Annotated in this window: 14 protein-coding genes, 1 tRNA gene and 1 pseudogene; 9 read left to right on the forward strand and 7 right to left on the reverse strand. The window is 58.0% G+C overall.

All coding sequences use genetic code 11. From position 1 onward, the window contains the following. The 4 genes and pseudogenes from ACJ8IM_RS08715 to ACJ8IM_RS08730 form a co-directional block, all read left to right on the forward strand. A pseudogene (locus ACJ8IM_RS08715) lies at window positions 1-393 on the forward strand (hypothetical protein); the annotation flags it as partial. A gap of 15 nt (window positions 394-408) precedes the next feature. Next, on the forward strand, window positions 409-4,248 hold the full coding sequence (locus ACJ8IM_RS08720; RefSeq protein ID WP_144335922.1) for an SDR family NAD(P)-dependent oxidoreductase: 3,840 nt from the start codon (window positions 409-411) through the stop codon (window positions 4,246-4,248). A gap of 63 nt (window positions 4,249-4,311) precedes the next feature. Then, the gene (locus tag ACJ8IM_RS08725; protein WP_060422775.1) at window positions 4,312-5,097 is read left to right on the forward strand and encodes a metallophosphoesterase family protein; all 786 of its coding nucleotides are present in this window, start codon (window positions 4,312-4,314) and stop codon (window positions 5,095-5,097) included. A gap of 160 nt (window positions 5,098-5,257) precedes the next feature. Next, a complete protein-coding gene (locus ACJ8IM_RS08730) occupies window positions 5,258-5,827 on the forward strand; it encodes a MepB family protein (RefSeq protein WP_060422772.1) in 570 nt (189 codons plus the stop codon). 190 nt (window positions 5,828-6,017) lie between these two features. Here the strand turns inward: ACJ8IM_RS08730 and ACJ8IM_RS08735 are convergent. From ACJ8IM_RS08735 to aspA, 6 genes are all read right to left on the reverse strand, one after another. Then, window positions 6,018-6,093 (reverse strand) — tRNA-Phe (locus ACJ8IM_RS08735). 160 nt (window positions 6,094-6,253) lie between these two features. Continuing rightward, the gene (gene dicD / locus ACJ8IM_RS08740) at window positions 6,254-6,829 is read right to left on the reverse strand and encodes a division control transcriptional repressor DicD (protein ID WP_033636761.1); all 576 of its coding nucleotides are present in this window, start codon (window positions 6,827-6,829) and stop codon (window positions 6,254-6,256) included. 39 nt (window positions 6,830-6,868) lie between these two features. Next, window positions 6,869-8,593 (reverse strand): protein-disulfide reductase DsbD, encoded by a 1,725-nt coding sequence (locus tag ACJ8IM_RS08745; RefSeq protein ID WP_033654881.1) that lies wholly within the window; start codon window positions 8,591-8,593, stop codon window positions 6,869-6,871. Next, window positions 8,569-8,892 (reverse strand): divalent cation tolerance protein CutA, encoded by a 324-nt coding sequence (cutA, locus tag ACJ8IM_RS08750; protein WP_004929657.1) that lies wholly within the window; start codon window positions 8,890-8,892, stop codon window positions 8,569-8,571. The genes ACJ8IM_RS08745 and cutA overlap by 25 nt, the downstream gene beginning before the upstream one ends. A gap of 109 nt (window positions 8,893-9,001) precedes the next feature. Next, complete coding sequence (locus ACJ8IM_RS08755) at window positions 9,002-10,303, reverse strand: anaerobic C4-dicarboxylate transporter (protein WP_033654882.1); 1,302 nt, start codon at window positions 10,301-10,303, stop codon at window positions 9,002-9,004. 125 nt (window positions 10,304-10,428) lie between these two features. Further along, window positions 10,429-11,865: an aspartate ammonia-lyase gene (gene aspA, locus ACJ8IM_RS08760; protein ID WP_004929659.1), complete on the reverse strand. Its 1,437-nt coding sequence runs from the start codon at window positions 11,863-11,865 to the stop codon at window positions 10,429-10,431. 368 nt (window positions 11,866-12,233) lie between these two features. Between aspA and ACJ8IM_RS08765 the strand changes: the two genes are divergently transcribed. The 5 genes from ACJ8IM_RS08765 to ACJ8IM_RS08785 all read left to right on the forward strand — a co-directional run bounded on the left by ACJ8IM_RS08765 (window position 12,234) and on the right by ACJ8IM_RS08785 (window position 17,264). After that, window positions 12,234-12,722 (forward strand): FxsA family protein, encoded by a 489-nt coding sequence (locus ACJ8IM_RS08765; RefSeq protein ID WP_033654883.1) that lies wholly within the window; start codon window positions 12,234-12,236, stop codon window positions 12,720-12,722. A gap of 189 nt (window positions 12,723-12,911) precedes the next feature. Next, window positions 12,912-13,205: a co-chaperone GroES gene (locus ACJ8IM_RS08770; RefSeq protein ID WP_004929661.1), complete on the forward strand. Its 294-nt coding sequence runs from the start codon at window positions 12,912-12,914 to the stop codon at window positions 13,203-13,205. A 44-nt stretch (window positions 13,206-13,249) separates the two neighbouring features. Next, window positions 13,250-14,896: a chaperonin GroEL gene (groL, locus tag ACJ8IM_RS08775; RefSeq protein ID WP_004929662.1), complete on the forward strand. Its 1,647-nt coding sequence runs from the start codon at window positions 13,250-13,252 to the stop codon at window positions 14,894-14,896. Between the two features lie 225 nt (window positions 14,897-15,121). Then, window positions 15,122-16,741: a methyl-accepting chemotaxis protein gene (locus ACJ8IM_RS08780; RefSeq protein ID WP_033654884.1), complete on the forward strand. Its 1,620-nt coding sequence runs from the start codon at window positions 15,122-15,124 to the stop codon at window positions 16,739-16,741. A gap of 178 nt (window positions 16,742-16,919) precedes the next feature. After that, complete coding sequence (locus ACJ8IM_RS08785; RefSeq protein ID WP_025305007.1) at window positions 16,920-17,264, forward strand: DUF4156 domain-containing protein; 345 nt, start codon at window positions 16,920-16,922, stop codon at window positions 17,262-17,264. A gap of 82 nt (window positions 17,265-17,346) precedes the next feature. On the opposite strand, the gene epmB is transcribed toward ACJ8IM_RS08785, so the two are convergent. Further along, window positions 17,347-18,375: an EF-P beta-lysylation protein EpmB gene (gene epmB / locus ACJ8IM_RS08790; protein WP_033636765.1), complete on the reverse strand. Its 1,029-nt coding sequence runs from the start codon at window positions 18,373-18,375 to the stop codon at window positions 17,347-17,349. Window positions 18,376-18,400 lie beyond the last annotated feature (25 nt).

An 18,400-nucleotide genomic window follows, 5' to 3' on the forward strand; every position in this document is an offset into this window, starting at 1 on the left:
GCGTTCGTGCAGCGGCATTATGCGCATGAACACACGCCGTTGGCGGTTTCGCACGCTTTCCATTCGCCGATGATGGCAGCGGCAGCGGCGGCGTTTGGCGACGTGGTGAGTACGGTGGCATTGCGCGCACCGACGGATGGGGTGCGGTTTATTTCCACGCTGACGGGGGAAGCGGCGGCGGGAGGGCTGCAGACGGCGGAGTACTGGAGTGAGCAAATCACTCAGCCGGTGCGCTTCCTGCAGGCGGTGCAAACGTTGCTGGGGCAAGGCGGCACGCCGGACGGCGTGTTTGAAATCGGACCGGGTGCGACGTTGATCAACATGGCGAAGCGTATCGCGCCCGATGTGCGAACGCAGTGGGTCACCTCTAAAGATGAGTTTTATTTAAATTAATACAGGGAGTTACTTGTGAGTAAACGATCGCCTTTATTTAAACATAAGCCATTAGCTTGGGCTAAGTCGGAAGTGAAACCTGCGACGCACATCGATACGCCGATGGGAAAGGTGCCTGACCCGCTTTACACAACGATCTGGGTTGAGCAGGCCCTGCCTGAAATGGGAGAGGTGAACATCGGGCCCCACTTGCTGTTGTCGCGTCATACGGTGCCGCTGAACTTGCCGGAGGGGTGGATCGGTATGGTTGCCGTTGGGGCCGAGGCGGTAGGCGCCGTGCTCGATGAACAAGCGTGGCAGACCGTGGCGGTATTGAGCGAAGGGGAAGAGGAGGATGTCGCGCAGGCGTTAGCCGTGTTGCAGGCAAAACCTGTTCCGCGTTTAGTTCTGTTGAAGCGAACCGGCGCACTGGGTGATGCGGGGTTAAGCGGGTTGGTGCGCACGGCGCGGCAAGAACAACCGGAACGCGTGCTGCGGTATATCGAGTGCCTGCCGGAACAAGTGGCGCTGGCGCTGTCACTGTGTCTTCGTGAGGATATCGAGGAAGAATGCCGCCTTACTGAGTCAGGCGGCATGCAGTCGCCGCGGCTCCAACGCTACCAAACGCAGAAGTGCGACAGCGCGGGAATTCGGGCGGACGCCACCTATGTCATCAGCGGCGGGATGGGGGCGTTGGGGCAAGTCGTCGCCGGCTATTTGGCGAAACAGGGGGCGGCGCATGTACTGCTGCTGTCGCGAACCGCTTATTCCCCGGCGGATTTACCGACGTTGGGGGAAAACGTCGCGGTCGCCAGCCTGGCATGCGATGTGGCGGATCGTCGGCAAGTGGAGGCGATCCCCGCCTGGCTGAATGCGCAGGGTTGGCCGGCGATCTCTGGCGTGATTCATATCGCGGGTCTGTTGACCGATGGCACTTTGCTTAAGCAGACACCGTCAATGCTGGACAATGCGCGGGCTGTGAAAGTGAATGGCGCGCAACATCTGCATGACATCCTGGTGCCCGGCGATTTTATGGTGCTGTATTCCTCTGCCGCCGCGGCGTTCGGTTCCGTTGGTCAAGCGAGCTATGCGGCGGCGAATAGCGGCCTGGACGCTTTAGCGGAACAGTGGGCTCAGGCTGGAGAAAAAGCACTTTCGATTCAGTGGGGAGCCTGGTCTGAAAATGGCATGGCGGTGCGCCATGATGCGGTACGCCGCGCAGAAAGCGCCGGTTTTGGCGCCATCAGCAATACGCTGGGCTGTGAAATGCTCGACAAGCTTTTATCGTCGGACAGCGCCGGCACTTTCCTTGTCTCGCCGATAACATGGGCGCGCGTCAAACTCACAAGCCCGCTGATTGAAGGATTGAAACCGCGCCCGAGCGCTGCTCCGGCGGAGGGCGTCCAGGACGTTCGTCAGATGATACGCGAGGCCGTTTGGGAAACGGTCGGGGAATCGGTCGATGACGATGTCGCTTTGCTGGAGAATGGTCTGGACTCTTTGGGCAGCATGTCTTTGCGCAACCGGATAGCGTCCTCTTTGAAAATGGGGCTTCCTGCGACTTTCGCGCTTGAAAATCCCGATATCAACGCCATGGTGCGCTATGTCATGGCTGAACAACCGGCCATCGGCGCAGCCTTGTCTAACGCGCAGCCGGAACGCGCGACGCCGTCATTGCCGGTATTGGTCATTGGCGCCGGCGTCGGCGGGTTGGGCTTTGCGCGGCAGCTGGAGAAAAATGGCCTGTCCGTCGTGGTTCTCGAGAAAAACGACTGGGCCGGCGGGGTGTGGAAAAGCCTGGCGAATGATGATTCGAAGCTGCAAATAGACTCCCCTGCGTATGACTTCGACAGCAACCATCTGCCGTTAATCGGCGATCATCGGTGGAGTAAAGGATTTCCTGGCCGGGCCGAGATCCTCGAAGGGGCGGAGACGATCGCAGAAACATTGAAAGGGGACGTTATTTTCGGCTGTGAAGTGCGGCAGGTTGAAAAGAAAAGCGAGAACGAATACCTCGTCACTTATCTGAAAGATGGGAAGTCGCACAGCATGCTGGTGTCTGGGGTCGCGGCGATGACAGGGGGGTTGCATCGCCCGGTGCAGCATCGTTTCCCGGACGAAGAGCGTTTCCTCGGGCACGTTGGGCAGGGGATCAGCAACGATACCGCGGTCACGGTCTTTAACGGGGCTTCTGTGGTGATTGTTGGGCACGGCGCATTCGCTATAGAAAATATGCGTACAGCCCTGGAAAACGGCGCTAAGCACGTCACATTGTTATGCCGCCGTCGCAATCTCGTCCTGTCAACGTTTTGCAATTGGCTGCTCAACGCCAACAACGGCGTTATGCCGGTTGCCGACGTCGTCGAGATCATGCGTCCCTTTTATCAGGCATGCGGTATCGATATAGAAACGTTACCGTCGATCAGCCGCGACAAAAGCGGTGATCTGTTGCTCGACCAAACCACGGTTCCGCCGGGATCCGATCTGTTCTTCCTCGCCCAGATGCTGGGTAAACTCACCATCGTCGAGGATGAGGTCGCCAGGATGACCGACAATGGGGCCCTGACCCGGAAGGGGCAAGAGATTAAAGCGGATGTTTTCCTGAAGTGTTTGGGGTCGGATACGGACACCACTTTATTGCCGGGCATATTTGGCCAAGACATGGCGGTGAAAGGGCTTTGGATCAACGGCGATCCCAACCTCTTCACTTACAATGACGGGGCTCAGGTGCCAAGGAAAGTGCGAACGCTGCTTTGCTCCAGCTATGCATTCTTCGTACAAGCGTTTGCCCGCGCCTATATTCATTTCCGAGAGAATCCGTCGGCATTCACCAACTCCCTATCACGCATCATGACGGAGTCCCAAAAAACCACGAATGCGGAACGCATTTTTATGGAGCTATGGGATTTCATTGAGCCAGCCAAAAAAACAGTGGCCGCTCGTACCGCCGAGCTGTATCCCTTCGACCGCTTCCAGGTTGAACGCGAAAATGAATGGCGAAATTATGCTCAGCTGCTGGGCGCTTCAGAGGGCGAGATGACGGCGCTTTGGCAATTGCTGGAGCCCGCAATGTCGATATTGCACCGCCGCAATCCGGCTATGCCGGTAGAGAAGCGCTATATCCATAAGCGATTCGGGGCCATGTCCGTCTATGTCCCTCGACGTCGCCGGGTGTTGTTCCTGTCAGGTCAGGGAACGAATGCCCGGTTAGCGAAATCGCTGCTTGAACGCACGGGCTGGAGTGCTCGTACGGATCTTGAATTCGTCATCCCGGATGCGCCTTATGAAATGCCGGCGTTTACTAATGAAATTCAGCTGCAGCAAATTGGCTTAACACAGCTTGTCGAGAGCGGGGTATACGACACGCAAGGGAAATACAGAGAGTGGAAGGCGGGGTTCGAAAGACTGTGGGAAGAGTTCCATGGGACGGCGCCTCAAGAGATATCCGCGCAAGATCGAGACATATGGCGCTCAACGCTGACTTACGTTAGAGAGCTGACGCAAAATTACGGCCCTTTTGAGGGTATTGCAGGATTTTGTGAAGGTGCTGCAGTAGCGTCTGTAGCGTTGCATCTCCAGCATCTAGGCGAAGACTTGGGGTTGAAGGGCATTAAATTCTTCATTGCGATGTCACCCTGGCGTTCACCGATTCACGAACGTGATGGGTTATTCAATAAGGTGGGCGGATTGCAGCTACCTATGTTGCAGATTGTCGGCGATAACGATATGCCGGTCTTTCTCGCCGAAGCGCCGCATTTCAAACGCGGCTATGAAGGGGCGATGGAATATCGGCACACCGGACAGCATGTGTATCCGCCGTTAACGACGGCATTGGCGCAAAAGTTGAATCAGCTGATTATGCAGAGCGAGCAGTAGCCGTGAAATGACCCTCTCCAGGAAATGGATGCATGTTGGCGAGGGTCTTTTAAAAGGGGATATATGAAAGTTTACGCAATCTCGGATCTTCATATCGACTTTGATGGCAATGCCGAGTGGCTCTTTAATGCATTTGATGCTGACTATACTGAAGATGTGTTGATTGTGGCTGGTGATGTGAGCGATGAATTGAGCAGGCTTGAACAGTGCTTTACCTATCTGGCCTGCCGTTTCAAAAAGGTGCTCTTTGTGCCGGGCAATCATGAGCTGTGGGTTGTGCGCGATCGCATTCTTACATCGATTGAAAAATTTGAGCAGATTTGCCTGCTCGCTGAGCGGTGTGGCGTTTCCATGGATGTCTACCACCATGCCGGCGTATCAATCGTGCCTTTATTCAGTTGGTATGATTTTTCCTTTGCATCACCTACGGATAAATTGCTCAGCAGTTGGATGGATTTCTATGCGTGCAAGTGGCCCGATAATTGGGATTTACGGCACACGACGGATTTTTTCCTTGATAAAAACATCCCGCGACTCAATACGAAAAATGATGTTGTCATTTCTTTTTCGCATTTCTTGCCGTCCGCAAAACTGTTGCCAAATTTTGTTCCCGAGGCGTTTAAATATCTCTTCCCGGTGTTAGGTTCTGAAAAACTGTCGGAGCAGATTTCTATTCTTCAGCCAGATATGCATGTTTATGGCCATAGTCATATCGCCAGAAGTCTCAGAGTCGATGATATCGACTATGTAAATAACGCATTGGGATATCCAAGAGAAAGAGGTCTTGGAGGTAATGGACTGTATTGCCTATATAATTCTACGGAGATTGACCGCAAGGAGGCCGGTTGATATCGGGGGGAGGGGAATGATTTGAAAAGGACAGTGAGGTTGCATGCTCTTGTGGTAGTGTTACGAGCAGATTTATATTCTGCGCGAGTCTTCCTGATCAAGCATGACAATATAATATTGTTAATGAAAGAGTCACTGATAAGAAAGAAGGAAATAGAGTATGTTAGGAAGTAATAAAGACGTTGAGGGAGCTTGGTTTGCCGATCCGGCGCAAGGGAGAATTCCGGTTCAACTTTCTGATATAATAAACGATGTGTTATTGCCTGGCGGAATCCGCATATCGGAACCTCAACGAGAAGCTGAGAGCGGCGAGTATGGCGCCTGTCAGCTTGAAGTGGAAGGCAAGCGAGCATTATTCCGCGTCGCCAACACGACCCCAACTAAACTCGGCCAGTTTGTGACTATATGGAAAAGACCGCATGTGCAGGATGAGATTATGCCCATCGATTTTGACGATGGCATCGAGTTCGTATTGGTGAGCGTTTTTGACCATACTCATAGAGGATTCTTTATATTCAACAGACATGTGCTGGCGAAAAAAGGGGTCATGTCAGTTAAGGGCAAAGAAGGGAAAAGGGCCATTCGTGTTTATGCTCCTTGGGTTAAGCCCATTGTGAAGCAAGCTATTACAACGCAGAAATGGCAGTTGCAGCACTTCGTTTCAGCAACGTGCGGTGACGTGAATGCCAGCAAACTCAAGGCGCTGCTGACCATCGATAGCCTTTTCTAAAAAGACATGCGTATTTTGGCTGTTGAAAGCAGCCACATGTCGCGCAAGGGAAATTATCGGCGCCGCGTTGAACAGCGCTTCAGCGCTGGCCCGCAGGGTGAGGCCCTTGGCCGAATAATCGAACGCAGTTCGATGGAGAGTCCTGTCCCTGAAAAGCAAAAACCCAGCCATAGGCTGGGTTCTCTAAATATGGTGCCCGGACTCGGAATCGAACCAAGGACACGGGGATTTTCAATCCCCTGCTCTACCGACTGAGCTATCCGGGCAACGGGCAGCATTAAACCGTATTGGCCGATGGCCGTCAACGGCTTTATGCATGAAAGGCGTTAAAACGCGTCCGGTTGCTGGCTTTTCAGGCAAAGGGCGCAAAAATTGCGCCTGTTCAGGCTATCTCCTTGGGCTGGCGGCGCCGCAAGCGCGGCTCGCCTAGCTTAGCGCCCCGTTGCGGCGGCACTGCGCCACCTGCAAGATGTCTTCCGCCAGCCGTTTGGCGACCGATACGTCCTGGAGCTGGCGTTTTACCAGCAGTTTGCTCAGGCAGCCTTCCTGAATCAATTCCATTTGCTGGGCCACCATGTCGGCGTCGTCGGCGTCCATTTCGCGCAGCAGTTCGCGGGTCAGCTCCAGCGAGGTCAGCTTTTGCTGCTCCGCCAGCTGGTGGATCGGATGATCCGTTTCCGGGAAAAAGCTGCAGGCGGCGATAAACAGGCAGCCGGGATAGCGGTCGTGCTGCACGTATTCCGCCAGCACGTCATAGCGCGCCAGCAGTTTTTGCTGCGGGCTCAGGTTTTCATCCAGCAGCAGCTGGCGGCGCCAGGTGTCGATCTGTTGGCCGTGGTAGCGCAGGCAGTCGTACAGCAGCGCTTCGCGATCCGGCCAGAACCGTTTGAGATCGCCGGGCTGAACGTCGAGTTTTTCCGCCAGCATCTCTAATGTGGCGGTCGCCAGGCCCTGTTGTTCCAACAGGCCCAGCGCGGTATCAAGGACGTGTTCACGTTGCACTTGTGCTTCCTCCCATTCGCTTCCGATCTTCAGTGTCAGTTATCGCATCACTTTCTGCAAATGCGCGTTGAAGGCTTCTGCCTTCATAAAACCGGTGACCCGCTCGGCCGTCAGCTCCTGGCCCGCCGGATCGAAGAACAGGATCGTGGGTAACCCCAGTACCTGCAAATGCTTCAGCAGCGCCGCCTGTTCCGCGCCGTTGGCGGTGACGTCCGCCTGCAGCAGCACCGCGTTGGCCAGGCTCGCCTGCACCGCCGCATCGCTGAAGGTGTATTTCTCGAACTCTTTACAGGCCACGCACCAGTCGGCGTACAGATCCAGCATCACCGGCTTGCCGCGCGCCTGTTGCAGCGCCAGATCGAGCTGCTCGACGTTGTTGATGCGGGCAAAGGCCAGGTGTTGTTGAGCCGCCTGCTGCGCCTGATCGGCGCCGAAGGCCCAATCCTGCAGCGGCCGCGCGGCGATCACCGCCGCCGCCAACAGCAGCAGTTGCAGGGCGCGCGCCCAGCCGCGCGCGCTTCTCAGGCTCAGAGCGAAGGCCCAGCCGAAGAACGCCAGGCCGAGCAGGCTCCACAGACGCAGGCCCCACAGATCGCCGATCACTCGCTCCAGCAGGAACACCGGCAGCGCCAGGATGACGAAGCCGAAGGCCTCTTTCACGTACTGCATCCACGGGCCGCTGCGCGGCAGCAGGCGGTTGCCGAACAGGGTGACGATCACCAGCGGAATGCCCATCCCCAGCGCGTACAGGTACAGCGTGCCGCCGCCGGCCCACAGGTTACCGCTCTGGGCGATATACAGCAGGATGGCGCTGAGCGGCGCGGTGGTGCAGGGCGAGCAAATCAGCCCGGCCAGGGCGCCCATCAGGAACACGCCGGTCAGCGAGCCGCCGCGCTGGGTATTGCTCCAGTTCGCCAGCCGGGTTTGCAGCGCCGAGGGCAGCTGCAGGGAATAGAGGCCGAACATCGACAGCGCCAGTGCGATAAACAGCACCGACAGGCCGATCAGCACGTAAGGGTGCTGCAGCGCCGCCTGGAACTGCAGGCCGGCGGCGGCCACCACCAGCCCCAGCAGGGTGTAGGTGAGCGCCATGCCCTGCACGTAAACCACCGCCAGCGCCAGAATGCGGCCGCTGCTTTGCGGCCGGTCGCGGCCGAGGATGATGCCGGAGATCAGCGGGTACATCGGCAGCACGCACGGGGTGAAGGCGATGCCGATGCCGATCAGCAGCGCCCACAGCGGCGAGAACGGCAGGCTGGCCGGCGTAGCGGGCTGTTCGGTTGGCGCAGGGGCAGCCGCCGGGAGCGGGGCGACATCGCCGGCGCTGACGGCATCCAGCGGGATGATGCGGGTTTCCGGCGGATAGCAGAAGCCGGCCTCGGCGCAGCCCTGATAGGTGACGCTGAGGCTGGCGTTGGCCGCCGCCTGTTGCAGCGGCACCTGCAGATTCAGCTGCTGTTTGAAAATCGCCACTTCGCCGAAGAACTCGTCCTTGTGGCTCAGCCCTTCGGGCAGGGTAAAGGCGCCCAGCGTCGCTTGCTGCGGCACCAGTTTGATCTGCTGGCGATACAGGTAGTAGCCGGGGCGGATCTGCCAGTTCAGCGTCACCTGGCTGCCTTGCTGTTTGAAATCGAAGGCGAAGGCCTGATCGACAGGCACGAACTGGCTGCCGCCCTTCGGCGCGAACAGCGAAGCCTGCGCCGCCTGCGGCAGGAAGAACAGGCTGCACAGCAGCAAAATCAGTTTAAGGAAGCGTTGATCCATAACAGGTAGTCTTTATCTCCGGCCATCACCGGCAGCACCAGCAGCTCGGGCGTCTGGTAAGGGTGATGTTGTTTCAGGGTGTCGAGCAGGGCCTGCTGACGGCGGCGATCGCTTTTGAACAGCATCTGCACTTCGTATTCCTGTTCCAGTTTCCCTTCCCAGTAATACAGCGAGGTGGCGCCGGGCAGCAGCGTGGCGCAGGCCGCCAGCTTATCGCCCAAGACCCGCGCCGCCAGTTCCTGGGCGCTGGCTTCATCGGGTGCGGTACAGAGTATGACGACAGCTTCGCAATCAGACATCTTCAGCCCTCTCATCGGTTCGAATGGGCACTATACCCTGAAGGCGGATTGGCTAGAAGGCGAGTTTATCGCCAGAAGGAAAACCGGGGCCGCAGCCCCGGTCGGAGCGTTACAGCATGATGCTGCCGAGCAGGAAGCCGAATACCACGGCGAAGATCACGCCCATGGTGCCGGGAATGAAGAACGGATGGTTGAACACGAAGCGGCCGATGCGCGTGGTGCCGGTATCGTCCATCTGCACCGCGGCGACCAGCGTCGGGTAGGTCGGCAGGATGAACAGGCCGGAGACGGCGGCGAAGGAGGCGACGGCGGTCAGCGGCGACACGTTCAGCGCCAGCGCCATCGGCATCAGCGCCTTGGCGGTAGCGGCCTGCGAGTACAGCAGCGCCGAGCAGAAGAAGAAGATCACCGCCAGCAGCCACGGGTGCGCCTGAATGACGCTGCCGGCCGTCTCTTTGATCCAGTCGATGTTGGCCTGCACGAAGGTATCGCCCAGCCAGGCGACGCCGAGGATACAGATACAGGCGCTCATGCCCGCCTTGAAGGTGCTGGAGTTCAGTACCATGTCGGTGTCGACGCGGCACAGCAGGGTGGTCAGCGTGGCGACGCTCAGCATGATGATCAGGATGGCGTTGGTGGTGTTCATCAGCGGCTTGGCCACCAGGCCAAGGCCCGGGCTGTTGATGATGGCGTAAGCCACTACGCACAGCACGCCCAGCAGGAACAGCAGCACCGAGGCTTTGGCGCGCGGTTTGATCTCCAGCGCGTTGTTGCCGCGCAGGGTGATCAGGCCTTCTTCCAGGCGTTTCAGGTACACCGGGTCGTTAGACAGCTTGGAGTCGAACAGCCAGGTCACCAGCAGCGACATCACCAGCACGGCGCAGAAGGTGGACGGGATCACCACCATCAGCAGGTGCAGGTAGCTGACGCCGTGGCCTTCCATCACCGAAGACATGTATACCACCGCGGCGGAGATCGGCGAGGCGGTGATGGCGATCTGGGCGGACACCACGGCGGTGGACAGCGGCCGGCAAGGCTTGATGCCCTGTTCTTTCGCCACTTCGGCGATCACCGGCAGCGCCGAGAGCGAGATGTTGCCGGTGCCGGCGAAGATGGTCAGGAAGTAGGTGACGATAGGGGCGAGAATGGTGATGTGCTTGGGGTTCTTGCGCAGCAGCTTTTCGGTCTGCTGCACCAGGTAATCCATCCCCCCGGCGACCTGCATGGCGGAGATCGCCGCGATCACCGCCATGATGATGGAAATCACGTCGAAGGGAATGCTGCCCGGCTTGACGCCGATCAGCGCCAGGACCAGAACGCCCAATCCCCCCGCGAACCCGATACCGATACCGCCCAACCTGGCCCCTAAAAAGATGGCCAGCAGAACGATAACCAATTCCAAGGCTAGCATAGTGTTTACTCCTTAAAATGAGAGAAATTGAAAATCAAACGTTAAAATTTTGTGGGCGCCGGAAAGTAAAAAGGCACGCTATCCAGAGGATTTAGCGTGCCTTTCAGGGCTACCGGGTAGGTCTGTTATTGTTCATTTTCATCCGTATAGCGTTTGGCTTTATAGGCCGGGTGCATCAGGTTCTCCACGGAGAAGATGTCATCCAGCTCGGCTTCGGTCAGCAGGCCGCGTTCCAGCACCACTTCACGCACGCTCTTGCCGGTTTCGGCACAGATCTTCCCGACGATGTCACCGTTATGGTGGCCGATGAACGGGTTCAGATAGGTGACGATACCGATCGAGTTGAAGACGTAGTGTTCGCAGACTTCTTTATTCGCGGTGATGCCGTTAATGCATTTTTCCAGCAGGTTGTAGCAGGCGTTGGTCAGGATGTGGATCGACTCGAACATCGCCTGGCCGATCACCGGCTCCATCACGTTCAGCTGCAGCTGGCCCGCTTCGGCCGCCATGGTAACGCAAGTGTCGTTGCCAATCACCTTGAAACACACCTGATTGACCACTTCCGGCACTACCGGGTTCACTTTGGCCGGCATGATGGACGACCCCGCCTGCAGCTCAGGCAGGTTGATTTCGTTCAGGCCGGCGCGCGGGCCGGAGGAGAGCAGGCGCAGGTCGTTGCAGATTTTGGACAGTTTCACCGCCAGGCGTTTGAGCGCGCTGTGCACCATCACGTAGGCGCCGCAGTCGGAGGTGGCCTCGATCAGGTCTTCCGCCGGCACCACCGGCAGGCCGCTGACTTCCGCCAGTTTTTGCACCGCCAGCGGCTGGTAGCCTTCCGGGGTGTTGAGCGCGGTGCCGATGGCGGTGGCGCCCAGGTTCACTTCCAGCAGCAGCTCCGCAGTGCGGTGCAGGTTGCGGGTCTCTTCGTTCAGCAGCACGCTGAAGGCGTGGAACTCCTGGCCGAGGGTCATCGGTACCGCGTCCTGCAGCTGGGTGCGGCCCATTTTCAGGATGGTTTCGAACTCTTTCGCCTTGCGGTCGAAGCCTTCGCGCAGCTGGTTGATGGCGTCGATCAGCTTCTGGTTGGAGGCGTACACCGCGATGCGGAACCCGGTCGGGTAGGCGTCGTTGGTGGACTGGCACTTATTGAGGTGATCGTTCGGGTTCAGGTACTGGTATTCGCCTTTTTGGTGGCCCATCAGTTCCAGGCCGATGTTCGCCAGCACTTCGTTGGTGTTCATGTTCAGCGAGGTGCCTGCGCCGCCCTGGAACACGTCCACCGGGAACTGATCCATGCACTTGCCTTTATCCAGTACCTCGTCGCAGGCCTGGATGATCACGTCGGCGATTTTGCGCGGGATGGTTTTGAGTTCTTTGTTGGCCATCGCCGCGGCCTTTTTCACCATCACCATGCCGCGAACGAACTCGGGGACATCGCTGATTTTGCTGTTGCTGATGTAGAAGTTTTCAATCGCACGCAGAGTGTGGACTCCGTAGTAAGCGTCTGCGGGGACTTCACGTGTTCCTAACAGGTCTTCTTCGATACGAATGTTGTTTGACATGAGAACCTTCTCTATGTGTTGCTGCCGAATTAATAATGTGTCAGGTCAAGGCTAATAAGGGCACAGCCTAAATTAATGTTGCCGAAGGCTTGGGGCGTGAAACGATTAACCAAATCGCCCGTTGCTGCCCAGATCATATGCTGGTTGGTAAGAAATGACTGAATCCAGATCACCTTATGGTGTTTAAGGATATGCCCTTTTCCGGTTCTGTGACTTCTTTCACGTTTGTGAACTTTAGCAATAAAAACCGGCTCTCGGTTGAAATGGTGGGGGGATGCCCTCATTGTAATGGTGTCGGCCGTTTACGGCCTCTTTTTTCGCGCCGTCGCCCGTGGCGGCCGCGCTTTACCTACCGATAGGAGAACCAGGTGCGCTGGTTACCGCTACTGCTGATATTTCTGCTGGCTTACATAGAAATATCCATCTTTATCAAAGTCGCCGCCGTGCTCGGCGTGGCTGTCACCCTGCTGCTGGTGGTGTTCAGCTCCTGCGTCGGCATTTCGCTGGTGCGCAATCAGGGCATGAAAACCTTCGTGCAGATGCAGCAAAAACTGGCGGCCGGCGAAAGCCCGGCGGCGGAAATGGTGAAAAGCGTTTCGCTGGTGCTGGCAGGCTTCCTGCTGCTGATCCCGGGTTTCTTCACCGACTTCCTCGGCCTGCTGCTGCTGCTGCCGCCGGTGCAAAAATCGTTGACGTTGAAGCTGATGCCGCATCTGTCGGTTTATCGCCCCGGCGGTTGGACGGGCGGTGACGCCGCTAATGGCAACACCTTCGACGGCGAATTCCAGCGCAAGGACGACGAACGCTCGGTGCTGGAGCACCGCCCGGACGAGGAGCGCAAGCCTCACGATCGTTAAGCAAACGCGGCTCAGGCCGCGTTTTTTCTCTCTGTAGCACCCGCGCGGCCAAAAATGCGAAATTTTTTTCGTTAGCCCCCTTGAAGGGGGCTGGAACGCCCCCATCTCAAATGCCACGAGGCCGGTAATAACAACCATCCGGTGTACAACCCTAAATCTGATAGAGACCTTCTTACAGGAGAGCGTTCAATGAGTATTCGTCCATTGCATGACCGCGTTATCGTCAAGCGCAAAGAAGTTGAATCAAAATCTGCTGGCGGCATCGTCCTGACTGGCTCTGCGGCGGGTAAATCCACTCGCGGTGAAGTGGTTGCAGTGGGTAAAGGGCGTGTGCTGGAAAACGGCAACATCCAACCGCTGGATGTGAAAGTTGGCGATATCGTGATTTTCAACGACGGCTACGGCGTGAAAGCAGAGAAGATCGACAATGAAGAAGTGTTGATCATGTCCGAAAGCGACATTCTGGCAATTGTTGAAGCGTAATTGCGCTTTATCTTCTGAACTGAACGAGTTGAAGGGAAATACCAATGGCAGCTAAAGACGTAAAATTCGGCAATGACGCTCGCGTGAAAATGCTCCGCGGCGTGAATGTTCTCGCTGATGCAGTAAAAGTGACCCTGGGCCCGAAAGGCCGCAACGTAGTGCTGGATAAATCTTTTGGCGCTCCGACCATCACCAAAGACGGCGTTTCCGTTGCGCGTGAAATCGAACTGGAAGACAAGTTCGAGAACATGGGCGCACAGATGGTGAAAGAAGTGGCCTCCAAAGCGAACGACGCGGCGGGCGACGGCACCACCACTGCAACCGTACTGGCTCAATCCATCATCACCGAAGGCCTGAAAGCGGTTGCTGCAGGCATGAACCCGATGGATCTGAAGCGCGGCATCGACAAAGCGGTTGTCGCCGCGGTTGAAGAACTGAAGAAACTGTCCGTACCTTGCTCTGATTCCAAAGCTATCGCTCAGGTAGGCACCATCTCCGCCAACTCCGACGAAACCGTGGGTAAACTGATCGCGGAAGCGATGGAGAAAGTGGGCAAAGAAGGCGTTATCACCGTTGAAGAAGGCACCGGCCTGCAAGACGAGCTGGACGTGGTTGAAGGTATGCAGTTCGACCGCGGTTACCTGTCCCCATACTTCATCAACAAGCCGGAAACCGGTTCTGTTGAGCTGGAAAGCCCGTTCATCCTGCTGGCTGACAAAAAGATCTCCAACATCCGCGAAATGCTGCCGGTGCTGGAAGCCGTTGCCAAAGCAGGCAAACCGCTGCTGATCATCGCTGAAGACGTAGAAGGCGAAGCGCTGGCGACCCTGGTGGTCAACACCATGCGCGGCATCGTGAAAGTGGCTGCCGTTAAGGCGCCTGGCTTCGGCGACCGCCGTAAAGCCATGCTGCAGGATATCGCGACCCTGACTGCCGGTACCGTTATCTCTGAAGAGATCGGTCTGGAGCTGGAAAAAGCCACCCTGGAAGACCTGGGCCAGGCAAAACGCGTTGTGATCAACAAAGACACCACCATCATCATCGATGGCGTGGGCGACGAAGCGACCATCCAGGGCCGCGTTGCTCAGATCCGTCAGCAGATCGAAGAAGCGACCTCTGACTACGATCGTGAAAAACTGCAGGAGCGCGTAGCGAAACTGGCCGGCGGCGTTGCCGTTATCAAGGTTGGCGCAGCGACTGAAGTTGAAATGAAAGAGAAGAAAGCCCGCGTTGAAGACGCCCTGCACGCGACCCGCGCCGCAGTGGAAGAAGGCGTGGTTGCCGGCGGTGGCGTAGCGCTGATCCGCGTTGCAGGCAAAATCGCCGCGCTGAAAGGCGACAACGAAGACCAGAACGTGGGTATCAAAGTTGCGCTGCGCGCAATGGAAGCCCCTCTGCGTCAGATCGTGGTGAACGCCGGTGAAGAAGCTTCCGTTATCGCCAACCAGGTGAAAGCGGGCGAAGGCAGCTACGGCTACAACGCTTACTCCGAAGAATACGGCGACATGATCGCGATGGGTATTCTGGATCCAACCAAAGTGACCCGTTCTGCTCTGCAGTACGCGGCTTCCGTGGCTGGCCTGATGATCACCACCGAATGCATGGTCACCGACCTGCCGAAGGCTGACGCACCGGATCTGGGCGCAGCAGGCGGCATGGGCGGCATGGGCGGTATGGGCGGCATGATGTAATCATCCCCCACACGCTGGTGTGCTGAGAACCCCGGTCAAACGATCGGGGTTTTTTTTATCTTAAAAATCAATAAAAAGAATGTTTGTTTAGCTTGTTATTAGTTTATTGAATGAATTATTGCATTATTTTGCTTTTACCCTAAACCGTTGTCGTTTCGTACCGATATAGCCCCTACCGGGCGGGGAATTTTCCCTCGCCGGTGTGACTGTCAACGGAGACGACTTATGCTGAAAAATATGAAAATAGCCACCTGGCTGATGTTGATGCTGTTGCTGTTGGGCTTGATGCCCATGGGAACCGGCGCCATCGCCTTCTATTTCATGCAGCAAAACGGCAACAGCATCGGCAGGATGAGCACTTTCTCCGACGAGGAAGCGGCGCTGAACCGCAGTTGGCGTGCTTTGCTGCAAACGCAGACGCTGATCGACAACATGGCGTTCGAGCGCATGGCGCAGACGGACGCCGCCGATATCCGTAAGGGCATCACTGAGGCGCGTAACGAGCTGCGCAGCGCCGACGTTGCGTTCAACCTGTTTTGGGAGACGCCGGGCCTGACGGTATCGCGCCCGGATCTGGGCGAGGCGATGAAAACGGTCTATCTGGCGCAGCAGGCGGTGCTGAAGCAAGAGCTGACGCTGTTGGCCGACACGCCGCAGGCGGCGCTGATCGAGCGGCTGCACGCCATGGCCGCTGAGAAGCGCCAGGTGCGCCAGCGGCTGGATAGCCAGTTTGCCGACTACATGCGGGCCACGGTGGCCGCTCATCGTCTGGCGGTGGAGGCGGCGGTGCAGACACAAAAAGTCTTTGCACGCCTGCTGAGTGGCACCCTGGCGGCGATCCTGCTGCTGCTGGTCGCCGTGCAACGTGATTTCCGCCGGCGCTTGATCCTGCCGCTGCGCCAGATTGCCGAACACTTGCAAAAGGTTGGGCGCGGCGATCTGCGCAGCGAGATCGCGGTACGCAACAGCAATGAGATCGGCATGCTGTTCGCCAGCCTGCGGACGATGCAGCAGGAGCTGAGCGCCACCGTGCAGCAGGTGCGTGACGGCGTGGAGTCGATCAATCACGGTACGCACGAGATCGCCGTCGGCAACGCCGATCTTTCCAGCCGCACGGAAGAACAGGCCAGCGCGCTGACGGAAACCGCCGCCAGCATGGAACAGATCACCGCTACGGTGCGGCAAAACGCCGATAACGCCACCCAGGCCGCCGGCATGGTCAATCAGACCGCCGGCATTGCCCGCAACGGCGAAACGCTGATGGCCAACGCGGTCGACAAGATGCGGGCTATTAACGACAGCGCGCGCCAGGTGGGGGATATCACCAGCGTGATCGACGGCATCGCCTTCCAGACCAATATTCTGGCGCTGAACGCCGCCGTGGAGGCGGCGCGGGCCGGAGAACAAGGCAGGGGTTTTGCGGTGGTGGCCGGCGAGGTGCGCAATCTGGCGCAGCGCTGCGCGACCTCGGCCAAGGAGATCAGCAGTTTGGTCGACGGCGTAACCGGCGATATCGCCGTCGGCGTGCGCCTGGTCGAGCAGGCGGGCGAGACGATGAATGCCATCGTCGGCTCGGTGAACCAGGTGACGTCGCTGATGGACAACATCTCGTACGCGTCGGAAGAGCAAAGCAAGGGCATTGAGCAGGTCGGAGTGGCGGTGACCCAGATGGATCAGGTGACGCAGCAGAACGCCGCGCTGGTGGAGGAGGTGGCGACTACCGCCGTCGGCGTGGAGGAGCAGGCGGCCCTGCTGGCGCAGGCGGTGGCGGTATTCCAACTGGCGGAGGGGGAAACGCGTCAGGACGAAGCGCAGGCATCGGCGGCCGTTGCCGGTTGGGCATAACGCCGCCGCACTGTATTTGATGATATTTTTGCCGCCGGGGGCGATTTAGCTGGTAAACTGTTAAGTCATCAGCTGTCGCTCAAGACGTTGGCCCGCTCGCGTGGCAACGGATGCTTAAGAGATGGCATCGCTTTCTGATAAGCTTTTGCGTAATTCTCAACATCGAATGGGGAACAAGATGCGGATTAAAGCCTTACTGGGTCTCTCGGCAGCGATGCTGCTGGCGGGTTGCAGCACCACTCATGAACTGACCGCTGCGGGTCAGCAGATCAAGTTCACCGACAGCAAGCCGGCGGCGGAATGCCAGCTGCTGGGGGAAGTGACCGGCACCCAGAGCAACTGGCTGTCCGGCAACGGCGGTGAAGGCAGCTCCATGCGCGGGGCGGCCAACGATCTGCGCAACAAGGCGGCGGCCATGGGCGGCAACGTGATCTACGGCGCCAACAGCCCGAGCCAGAACCTGCTCTCCAGCTTCGCACCGCTGGACAGCAAAATGGTCGGCCAGGTTTACAAGTGCCCGTAAGGCGCTGAGGCCGCAGCCGCAAAGAGGTAAAAAAAGAGGAATGCCACGGCATTCCTCTTTTCGTTGGGGCATTTGGCGCACGTCACTCCTGCATCAGGCGCAGATCGATCGGCGTTTTGCTCGGTTCGCCGCCCACTTCGCGCGTCAGGCGCGGCACCAGATAACCGGACACCTTGCTCAGCAGCGCCTGCATGATGGCGCGCGCTTCATCGTCGCTAACCATGAAGTGCGCCGCGCCCTGCACCTTGTCCAGCACGTGGATGTAGTAGGGCAGGATACCGGCGTCGAACAGCGCGTTGCTGAGCGCCGCCAGCGTGTCGGCATCGTCGTTGACGTCGCGTAGCAGCACGCTCTGGTTGAGCAGCGTGACGCCGGCGAGACGCAGCTGCGCCATGGCGCTTTGCAGATCGCGGTCAATTTCGTTGGCGTGGTTGATGTGCGTGACCATCAGCACCTGCAGGCGCGAGGCCGACAGCAGGCGGCACAGCGCCGGCGTGATGCGCGCCGGGATCACCACCGGCAGACGGGTGTGAATGCGCAGGCGTTTCAGGTGCGGGATGGCCTCCAGCTCGCCGACCAGCCACTCCAGCTCGCTGTCTTTGGCCATCAACGGATCGCCGCCGGAAAAAATGATCTCGTCCAGTTCCGGGTGTTGGCGGATATAATCCAGCGCCTGCCGCCAGTTGTTCTTGTTGCCCTGATTATCCTGATAGGGGAAGTGGCGGCGGAAGCAGTAACGGCAGTTGACCGCACAGCCGCCCTTGACCAGCAGCAGCGCGCGATTGCGGTATTTGTGCAGCAGGCCCGGCACCACGCTGCGCTGCTCATCGAGCGGATCGGTGGTGAACCCTGGGGCGTTGATGAACTCCTCTCTGGCGGTCAGCACCTGGCGCAGCAGCGGGTCGTTGGCATCGCCGGGGCGCATGCGCGCAGCGAAGGCGCGCGGCACGCGCAGGGCAAACAGCCGGCGGGCATCGCGCCCCTGCGGCAGTTCCGGGTGCGTATTCAGTGACAAAAGCTGCAGTAATTCATCTGGATCGGTAATAACATCGGCGAGTTGATGCAACCAATCTTCTCTATGTGCCGTACTTTGGGTTATAATGTGTGCCATTTTTTTGGCTAAGCTACCAGTTCAA

It is taken from the genome of Serratia sp. CY33525 (assembly GCF_052169115.1).
Lineage (GTDB): Bacteria > Pseudomonadota > Gammaproteobacteria > Enterobacterales > Enterobacteriaceae > Serratia > Serratia sarumanii.